Raw genomic sequence first — 4,918 nt, 5'->3', positions numbered from 1 at the left:
GCCCCGCTGCCGCTGGCCGCGGCACTGGCCCACCCGCTGGTGCTGCGCGAGCGCGGCTCGGGAACCCTCGAAATTCTGGAATTTGCCCTGCGTGCCCAGCAAATCAAGCTCAACACCCTGTCAGTGGCCATTTACCTTGACAATACCGAGGCCATCAAGCGCTATCTCGCCGCTGCGCCCACGGCGCTGGGCTTCGTATCGCGCCGGGCCCTCGACCACGAGCTGGCAGCCGGACTACTCGAAATCGTGCCTATTCAGGAGCTGCGCCTGGCCCGGCAGTTCGAAGCGGTATCGGTGCAGGGCCAGCCGCTGGCCCGGGCGGCCCAGCGGTTTCTAAACTTCGCACAGAACCAGCTAAAGGCCGCAAAATAGCGCACGGCGATGCCAAGCAACCATGTGGTAGCGGCCGCTGGTATCCCGGCAGCAGCGGCTTTCACAGCGTTTGTAGCCGGCGGCGCTGCACTAGACCTTACGGATAACTCAGCAAGAGCATAATGCTCCGACTACACCCAGTACGAGATGCTGCCTCCAGCCAAGGGATTATTAACTAGATTGTTGTTTGTATTGGAATAACTATGGGTTATGAAGCATAATAATTACAGATAATCCATGTAATAGGGAGTGCCGTAAATTTGCTTCAGAAACAAATGCTCCTGTCCATGGCACTTCCCACCCAATCGGCCACATCCCAAGCCCCCGATTCGGCGCTCGCTCCGCCGCTCGGGACGGACGCTCCTGAAGCTACCGAAACCACTGGCTTTTTCCGGCACCTGCACACGCCTCGTGTATTGTTCGGACAAGATTTTACCTTGAAGCAGGTAGTGTTCGGGCTATTTTTTATTTTTTGCCTCACGCCCTGGGCCTCCCCGCCCGTAGCCCTGGCACTGGGCCTGTTGCTGGCTCAAACCATCGGCAACCCTTTCGTCGCCCAGACCAAAAAGGCCACGGCCAAGCTGCTGCAGTTTTCGGTTATCGGGCTGGGCTTCGGCATGAACGCCCACGCGGCGGTGCAGGCCGGTAAGCAGGGCATCATTTTCACGTTGGTGTCCATTTTTGGCACGCTGCTGCTGGGTTTGGTGGTGGGCCGGTGGCTGGGGCTGGGCCGGCACGTAGTACACCTGATTTCGTGCGGCACCGCTATTTGTGGGGGCTCGGCTATTGCGGCCATTGGGCCGGTACTGCGGGCCAAGGATGAGGAGATGTCGGTGGCCCTGGGCACGGTATTCGTGCTCAACGCGCTAGCCCTATTTGCCTTCCCGCCCATTGGCCACGCACTGGCCATGACGCAGAACCAGTTTGGCCTTTGGTGCGCCATTGCTATCCACGACACTAGCTCGGTGGTAGGCGCGGCGGCGGCCTATGGCAACCAAGCCCTGGAAGTGGCCACCACCGTAAAGCTGGCCCGCGCCCTCTGGATTATTCCCGTAGCCATCGGCACGGCCGCGCTGTTCCGGCAGAAGGGGGTAAAAATCACCGTTCCCTACTTCATTTTTGGTTTTGTTGCAGCCATGTTGGTCAACACCTTCGTGCCCGCCGCCGAGCCGCTAGGCCCGGTCATGGTGAATCTGGCCAAAATCGGTCTCACGGTCACCCTGTTTTTTATTGGCGCGGGCCTTTCAGCCAAAGTCGTGCGCTCGGTGGGTGTGCGGCCCTATGTGCTGGGCGTGGTGCTGTGGGTGGTGGTGGCGGTGGGCTCGCTCTACGTGATTCTGCACACTGTGTAGTGCTGGGCGCTGCGCCTGGCAGCAGCTTTCAAAGACGGCTTAGCGCTACAAAGCATAGCCGCTACGCTGCCTGGGCCTGCAGCAGGTGGCACTCTTTGTACTTGCGCCCGCTGCCGCAGGGGCAGGGCGAGTTGCGGCCAAACTTGCGACGGCTACGCAGGGTTTTCAGCCACTGGCGCGGGTCGGTGGCCAGGTTCAGGAAACGCTTTTTGGGGTTCTGGTGGAAGGCTTGGGTGAGCAGGTCGTAGAGCTCGGGGTGGTGCTCCTGCAGCTTCTCGGGCTTCTCGAAAAAGTATTCCGTGACGACGGCGAAAAACTCGGCCTCGTTGGTGGCGGCGTAAGGATTAATTTCGGACTTGCCCTCGCGAATGGCTGCAATTTCGCGGTGCATCAGGTCGGTCCAGGGTTGGAGCAGGGCGGGCGGCATCGCTGCTTTGGGCAGGCCGTCAATCACGCCGTCGGCCTCATCGAGCAGGTGCGCAAACTCATGAATGCCCACGTTCTGCCGGTCGGTGGCATCCTGAAAGCCCTGTTCCAGCGAGGCCTTCGAGAGGCGCATGTAGTGCTGGTTCTGAAAGCCCTGCACCGAGCCCAGCAGCGTGCCCTGCAGCGGCTTGACTTCCTGGTCGGGGGCGTCGGGCAGCGTCCAGGCATCGGGCACGATGAGCACCTCGCCCAAGTGGGCGTACTGCCAGTTGGGGAATCCCCAGGTCGGAATCAGAGCCGAGGCGGCTACCAGCAGGCGGGTAGTGTCGTCGACCTCGGTTTGCACGCCGGTAATGTGAGTGCGGGCCAGAAACACCTGCGTCTGCTGCTCAAAGCGGACTTTTTCCACATCGGTCAGAGCCAGGTAGAAGGCCACGCGTTCGGCCAGAATGGTACGCCACTCGGGCGGAAACGGCTGGGCCAGAGCCGCCCGGGTGCGGCGCGAGTCGGCCGTGGCGTACTGGTAAAAAGCGTACAAAACGGCCGCCAATACAGCCAGGGACAATAAGTAGGGCATGGCCCGGTAGTACGGGCCGGGGCGGGCGGGGTTGGGCGCGTTAGCGCACCGGTACGTCCGGGTTGCGGCCCAGGCGGTAGGCGAGGCTGGCGCGAGCTACGAAGTTGGTTCCTACAAAACGGTCATAGAGACCTGAAGGCTCGCGGTTAGTGTATAGCTGGGCATCGAGGCCCAGGGTATAGCGTTGGGCCCGCCAGCCCAGGCCCAAACTGGGCAATAGCGTGGGCATACCGAACCCTAACTGACTGGATGCGGGCGGGATAACCGAAGTGCCGGAAGTCGCGGTGATGGTAGGCCGTACCGTTTGATTTAGTTCGTACGCCAGACTTAGCAGCCACTGCTGGTCGTGCGGCAGCGGAAATAAAAACCGCATTCCTAACCTAGCCGACACCAGCCAGGCCCGGTAGTTGACCACCGATGATTCGATTATTGGCCCGCTTTGGAAATATTCCCACGCCTGATTGCTGAACTGGCTTACACTTAGCTCGCCGTACAGGGCTTTGTTGCGGCCCGGCTGCAATACATCAGTATACAGCCCAACAAACGGGCGCGGGCGGCAGTCGGTACAGGGCAAGGTTTCGGGCAACTCTGCGGTGCCATTGCGAAATGAGTTGTAGCGCAGCCCCGTCACAACGCCGCCTTGCAGCGCTAGGTGGCGGCGAGGTTTGGTTTGCGCTAGCCAACTGCGGTACGGGGCGGCGGGGGCGCATCCCGTGTTGTAGGCCTGCACTACTGCCGCTATGCCTTGCACGGTAAAGGCCGCCTTCGTCACAGCGCTCCGCGCCGTGGGGCAGTCGCCAAAATATATTTCCAACTGCCCCCGGTAGTTGTTCGCATCGGCTACCTCGGTGCGGCCGGCCGCGGTAGTGCGCAGGTACTTGCGTTCGCTCAGTTCGAGGTAGGGCTGGCCCGCACGGCGGATGAAATAATGCGTAATGCCTTCGCGAGCAGTTAGCAGCAGGTTGGCAGGCCCTTCGAGCAACACCTCGGCCAGTAGCGAGTCGGTGTGCATATCGACAAAATTGCTGTGCGGCAGCCGGTCGAGCCTGGTCTCCGCCGCGTGGTTCACGGGCAGCGCCTCGTAGCGAAAATACCGGCCGTTGGTGAAGCTGACCGCTCGCAGCTGCCGGGGCTGAAACAACTGGCTGGGGCTGGTAGGAGCAGGCCGAAACCGGATGTATTCCGGCGCTTCTACCCAAAAGCCGTTTTCAATTTCGCCCCGCAGCGTGTCGCCGTTGGCGCGCACCAGCAGGCCGGGCTCATACGCCTGGGCATGGGTGAGAACAGCCGCCAGCAGCGCGGGCAGCGTCAGGAGTAGCCGTAACTTCATGGGAAAGTAGAAAGGAGTTCGCCACTAAAGTAACGGCAAATGCGCCGCCAGCTTCTCGCGCAGCAGGGCAATCAGGCGCTCATCGCCGAACGGGTATTTATCCGGAATACGCAGCGTGACTACCGTTTTGCCGCGCAGCTCGTCGGCGAATTTCTCGCGCAGGCGGTCGGCGTGGCGGCGCTCCATCACGAAGATGGTTTCGGCCCAGCCCAGGTGGCCGGCATTCACGCGCATGCGGGCCCCCGGCTCGGTGCCGGCCGAGCGGGCCTCGTAGTGCAGGTGCTCGTCGAACAGCCGCTCGGCCGTGAGGCTGCGCCACTTGTTCTGGGAGCAGATGAAAAGGAGGCGCATGGTGGGGCGCATTGGGTTTTCGTCTGTCATCCTGAGCGCGGCGACGGACCTTACGACGCTGGAACGAATTATTCTGGCGTGGTAAGGTCCGTCGCTGCGCTCAGGATAATAGACAGCTTTATTTACCGAATCAGGGCCACTTTCACCTTCTTACCCTTCACCTTGGCGCCCTGCATGCGGGCCAGTACCTCTTCGGCTTGGGCCTCGGGCACGGCCACGAAGCTGTGGTGGTCGAATACCTCGATGCGGCCCACGGCTTCGCGCTCCAGCCCACCTACGCTCACGAAGGCGCCGGCTAGGTCGCCGCGGCTGATTTTCTCGCTCTTGCCAGCCGATACGTGCAGCGTGACGGTACTCGGGCGCGGTGCTTTGGGCAGGGCATTGGGCAGGGCGGCGGGGCGCAGGCCCTTCCACACCACCGATTTGGCGGCGGGCCAGTTCTTGATTTTCTCCTGCTCGTGGGGCGTGACGAGCAGGTGGGCGGTGCCGGTAGCCCCGGCGCGGGCCGTG

The 4,918-nt window shown here is 61.9% G+C and carries 6 protein-coding genes; 2 read left to right on the top strand and 4 right to left on the bottom strand.

Going from position 1 to position 4,918, the window contains the following annotated elements; translation table 11 throughout:
- Positions 1 to 372 (top strand): LysR substrate-binding domain-containing protein (locus ACYVDE_RS14375; RefSeq protein WP_460502236.1); only part of this gene is annotated, 372 nt, incomplete at its 5' end.
- A gap of 287 nt (positions 373 to 659) precedes the next feature.
- Positions 660 to 1,724 (top strand): YeiH family protein, encoded by a 1,065-nt coding sequence (locus ACYVDE_RS14370; RefSeq protein WP_460502235.1) that lies wholly within the window; start codon positions 660 to 662, stop codon positions 1,722 to 1,724.
- Positions 1,725 to 1,785: 61 nt separating this feature from the next.
- Here the strand turns inward: ACYVDE_RS14370 and ACYVDE_RS14365 are convergent, their stop codons facing one another.
- The 4 genes from ACYVDE_RS14365 to ACYVDE_RS14350 form a co-directional block, all read right to left on the bottom strand.
- On the bottom strand, positions 1,786 to 2,727 hold the full coding sequence (locus ACYVDE_RS14365; RefSeq protein ID WP_460502234.1) for a zinc-dependent peptidase: 942 nt from the start codon (positions 2,725 to 2,727) through the stop codon (positions 1,786 to 1,788).
- Positions 2,728 to 2,767: 40 nt separating this feature from the next.
- Entirely contained in the window at positions 2,768 to 4,057 is a 1,290-nt protein-coding gene (locus ACYVDE_RS14360) for a hypothetical protein (protein ID WP_460502233.1), read from the bottom strand.
- A gap of 24 nt (positions 4,058 to 4,081) precedes the next feature.
- A complete protein-coding gene (locus ACYVDE_RS14355) occupies positions 4,082 to 4,408 on the bottom strand; it encodes a low molecular weight protein tyrosine phosphatase family protein (RefSeq protein WP_460502232.1) in 327 nt (108 codons plus the stop codon).
- A gap of 122 nt (positions 4,409 to 4,530) precedes the next feature.
- Positions 4,531 to 4,918, bottom strand: a 388-nt coding sequence (locus ACYVDE_RS14350; RefSeq protein WP_460502231.1) for a DbpA RNA binding domain-containing protein, incomplete at its 5' end; no start/stop codon positions are given.

It is taken from the genome of Hymenobacter agri, from assembly GCF_054778495.1.
This window is presented reverse-complemented; position numbering and strand designations above follow the sequence as displayed.

Coding starts and splice junctions, on each gene's coding strand:
- ACYVDE_RS14360 (WP_460502233.1), bottom strand. CDS start 4,057: ATGAAGTTACGGCTACTCCTGACGCTGCCCGCGCTGCTGGCGGCTGTT.
- ACYVDE_RS14355 (WP_460502232.1), bottom strand. CDS start 4,408: ATGCGCCTCCTTTTCATCTGCTCCCAGAACAAGTGGCGCAGCCTCACG.
- ACYVDE_RS14365 (WP_460502234.1), bottom strand. CDS start 2,727: ATGCCCTACTTATTGTCCCTGGCTGTATTGGCGGCCGTTTTGTACGCT.
- ACYVDE_RS14370 (WP_460502235.1), top strand. CDS start 660: ATGGCACTTCCCACCCAATCGGCCACATCCCAAGCCCCCGATTCGGCG.